We start from the raw sequence: 3,977 nt of genomic DNA, 5'->3' as shown, positions 1-3,977 counted from the left end.
GCGGCCCGCGTCGCCCTGCCGCCCGCCCTCGCCCGGAAGGCGGAGACCCCGCCCGGCGCTCCCGGACAGATCCCGCGGCACGACGGCCTGCCTCCCGGCCCGCCCCCGGGCGCGACGGCCCTGCGGCCGAGCCTGCCGGGGCAGATCCCGCCTGCCGCCGGGCCGCGCCAAGCAGCGCCGAACCCTGCTCCGAACCCGGCCCAGGCGCTGCCGGGCGCCGGCGGCACGCCGCTGCCCGCCATCGCCGGCCGTCCGGGACGGCCCGCTGAGCCGCCCGCCGGCCGGGCGGGGCTCAACCAGATTTCGCCCGCCGCGGCGCGGGCCGGCGCGACGCCGCCGGCGGACCGTCCATCCCCGTCCGGCATCCAGGCCGCTCCGCCGCCGCAAGAAACGGCAGCCGGCCTGGCGCAGGGCGTGCGCCCACCGGTCACGCCGCTGCGCCAAGTCCAACCCTTGCGTCAGGTCCAGCCGCTGCGCAGCGCCCAACCCCTGCGGATGGCCCCCGGTGCACAACCCACTCCGCCCCCGGCGATGCGACCCCGAATCGCCCAGCCGCAGCCGCGCATGACACCCTCGCCGATGGCGCAGCCGCCCCTCCCGGCCGCCCGGGCGCCACAGGCCGACGATCCCTTGCGCCGGATGCGGATGGAGCAGGCGATGCGCCAGCAGGCCCAGCAAGCTCAGGCCCAGGCTCAGGCGCGCCAGCGGGGCGAGGCGCAGCAGATGATGCAGCGCCAACAGCAGCAGATGCAGGACGCGATGCGGCGCCAGCAGGCCCAGGCGATGCGCCAGCCGCAGATGGCCGCGCCGCGCCCCCAGCCGATGGCGCCCCGGCCGATGCCGCAGATGCCCCGCCCGGCGCCCCACGGCGCGGGACCGGGCCACGGCTGCGGCCATCCGGACGGGCCGCCCTGTCGGTAACGACCGGGCGGGCGTGGTCACCCTCGCAGGGTCTTGCCGGATTCACGCTTTCCGTTTGCGCGTCGAGCCGCGGTCAATACAGGCTCTTTCCGGTTCCCCTCGTGGCGGGGCTGTCAGGGAAGGGCGCGTTTCCTCTCTCTTTACATCACGGTACACGACACAGCAGGTTCTGCGGTGCGGGCGCGACGGCCGTGAGCGTGACCCCTCCCCCCTCTGCGGGGGAGGGTGACGAACGCAGTAAGCCGGGAGAGGGGCAGCGCGCCGCTGTTCCAGATGGCGACCGTCATCATGGTCGCGACCTCTCTGGAAGCGGCGCCCCCTCTCCCGGCCCCTGCTGACGCAGGGGCCACCCTCCCCCGCAGAGGGGGGGAGGGTTCACGCTCACAGCCGTCGCGCCTGCATCGCACAACCTGCTGCGTCGTGTACCGTGCTCCCAAAGGAGAGAGGGGAGCGGGCAGAAGAGCCGCACCGTCTTCGGAGCGGTCTCCGCTCAGACCGGCTCCCGACGCCCCGTGACCTCGCTTCGGCGGACCGCACCCTCGCGCCGGGCCCGCGGGACGGGAGGGGTCGTCGAGGATTTGCGCTCGGCGCTCGGCGGCCGGCCGAAATGGTCGACATAGGCCTTGGAGAAATGCGACGCGGAGGAGAAGCCGCACTCGATCGCGACGGTGAGGAGCGGCATCGCCGTCTGGCGGATCAGGTGGCGGGCGTGGTCGAGGCGCACATGCAGGTAATGCTTGGCCGGCGAGCAGCCCAGATACTTGAGGAAGAGCCGTTCGAGCTGGCGCTTCGACAGCCGCACAGTGTCCGCCAGGGCCTGGCTGCCGAGCGGCTCGGCGAAGGTCTTCTCCATCAGGGCGACCACCTGCAGGAGCTTGGGATGCGCGACGCCCAGGCGCATGCGCAGGTCCATGCGCTGGCGCTCGTCGGCCTCGCGGATGCGGTGGTGGATCAGCTGGTCGGCGACGTCGGAGGCGAGGCTCGCCCCGTGCGCCCGGGCGATGAGCGACAGCATCATGTCGGCCGCCGCGGTGCCGCCCGCGCAGGTGAAGCGGGCGCGGTCGATCTCGAACAGGTCGGAGCCGATCTCGAGGGAATCATGCTCGGAGGCGAGGCTCGCTAGGTTCTCCCAGTGGATCGTCGCCCGGTAGCCGTCGAGGAGTCCGGCCTTCGCCAGCACGTAGGTGCCGGTGCAGACCGCCCCGATGGCCGTGCCGCGGGCTGCGCTCCGGCGCAGGGTGCTCTGGAGCGCCTGATGGTCGTGGCGGTGGATGTCGAGCCCGCCGCAGACGATGAGCATGTCGAGGCCCTGCGCCTCCTCGAACCGGCCCGTCGCCCTGACCTCGACGCCGTTCGAGGCCTCGCAGGTCTTTCCGTCCGCCGACCACAGCGAATAGCGGTAGAGATCGCGCCCTGCCGCACGGTTCGCGAGGCGCAGGGGCTCGATCGCCGAGGTGAAGGCGATCATCGAGAACTGCGCCACCAGCATGAAGCCGACCGAGGTCGTCTCCACCGCCACGGCGGACCCGTATCCGGCCTGTTCCATCGCCCGCGCCCCGGTCCTCTGCATCGCTTCCGCTCCGACAAAGCGAGAATCGTTCCAGGATACCCGATCCTGCGGGGAATCGTAGTCGGTGGGCGACGGCCTGCCCCGGCGGCGTCGCAAATCTCAAACTCGCGGTCGCCGTCGAGAAAGCTCCGGCGGGGCGCCCGGCCGATGATCCCTCAACACAGCGAGGCTGACCGATGCGCCGCTTTTCCCTCACGTCGCTGCTCTCCGAATCCCTGAAGGGACACCAGGGCTGGGGCCGCCAGTGGCGCGATCCGCAGCCCAAGGCCGCCTACGACGTCGTCATCGTCGGAGGCGGCGGTCACGGCCTCGCCACGGCCTATTATCTCGCCACAGTCCACGGCATCACCAACGTGGCGGTGCTGGAGAAGGGCTGGATCGGCGGCGGCAATACCGGCCGCAACACCACGATCATCCGCTCCAACTACCTCTACGACGAGAGCGCCGCGCTCTACGAGCACGCGCTCAAGCTGTGGGAGGGCCTGTCCCAGGAGCTGAACTACAACGTGATGTTCTCGCAGCGCGGCGTCCTGATGCTCGCGCACAACATCCACGACGTCCAGAGCTTCAAGCGCCACGTCTACGCCAACCGCCTCAACGGCATCGACAACGAGTGGCTGTCGAAGGAAGAGTGCAAGGAGTTCTGTCCGCCGATCGATATCTCGGACAAGCTCCGTTACCCCGTCCTCGGCGGCGCGCTGCAGCGCCGGGCCGGCACCGCCCGCCACGACGCGGTAGCCTGGGGCTATGCCCGCGGCGCCGATGCCCGCGGGGTCGACATCATCCAGAACTGCGAGGTCAAGGGCATCCGCCGCGACGCCTCGGGGGCGGCGATCGGCGTCGAGACGACCCGCGGCTTCATCCAGGCCGGGCGCATCGGCGTGGTGGCGGCCGGCCACACCTCGACCGTGATGGCGATGGCCGACGTGCGCATGCCGCTCGAGAGCTACCCGCTCCAGGCCCTGGTCTCGGAGCCGGTCAAGCCGGTCTTCCCCTGCGTCGTGATGTCGAACGCGGTCCACGCCTACATCTCGCAGTCGGACAAGGGCGAATTGGTCATCGGCGCCGGCACCGACCAGTACACGTCCTACAGCCAGCAGGGCGGTCTCCACATCACCACCCACACCCTCGACGCGATCTGCGAGCTGTTTCCGCAATTCACCCGGATGCGGATGCTGCGCTCCTGGGGCGGCATCGTCGACGTGACGCCGGACCGCTCGCCGATCATCGGCAAGACCCCGGTGCAGAACCTGTTCGTCAATTGCGGCTGGGGCACCGGCGGCTTCAAGGCGACCCCGGGCTCGGGCCACGTCTTCGCCCATACCCTCGCCACCGGCACCCCGCACGCGATCAACGCACCGTTCACCCTGGAGCGCTTCCGCACCGGGCGCCTGATCGACGAGGCCGCGGCGGCCGCCGTCGCGCATTGATGCGCGCGCCCGGACGGCGACGTCCGGGCGCGCCCTCCCCCTCCACCGCGACGCCC

2 protein-coding genes and 1 pseudogene are annotated in these 3,977 nt (G+C 71.6%); 2 read left to right on the top strand and 1 reads right to left on the bottom strand.

The window, feature by feature from the left end:
- Nucleotides 1-921 (top strand): annotated as a pseudogene (locus tag QR78_RS35235) (hypothetical protein); the annotation flags it as partial.
- A gap of 490 nt (nt 922-1,411) precedes the next feature.
- Here the strand turns inward: QR78_RS35235 and QR78_RS29880 are convergent.
- The gene (locus QR78_RS29880; RefSeq protein ID WP_244276616.1) at nt 1,412-2,467 is read right to left on the bottom strand and encodes a GlxA family transcriptional regulator; all 1,056 of its coding nucleotides are present in this window, start codon (nt 2,465-2,467) and stop codon (nt 1,412-1,414) included.
- A gap of 200 nt (nt 2,468-2,667) precedes the next feature.
- On the opposite strand from QR78_RS29880, the gene QR78_RS29875 reads away from it, so the two are divergent.
- On the top strand, nt 2,668-3,921 hold the full coding sequence (locus QR78_RS29875) for a sarcosine oxidase subunit beta family protein (protein WP_048431262.1): 1,254 nt from the start codon (nt 2,668-2,670) through the stop codon (nt 3,919-3,921).
- Nucleotides 3,922-3,977: the final 56 nt, after the last annotated feature.

The sequence above is a fragment of the Methylobacterium indicum genome, assembly GCF_001043895.1.
Classification (GTDB): Bacteria; Pseudomonadota; Alphaproteobacteria; order Rhizobiales; family Beijerinckiaceae; genus Methylobacterium; species Methylobacterium indicum.
Note: the sequence above shows the minus strand (reverse complement) of the source record. Positions and strands in the feature narration are given on the sequence as shown.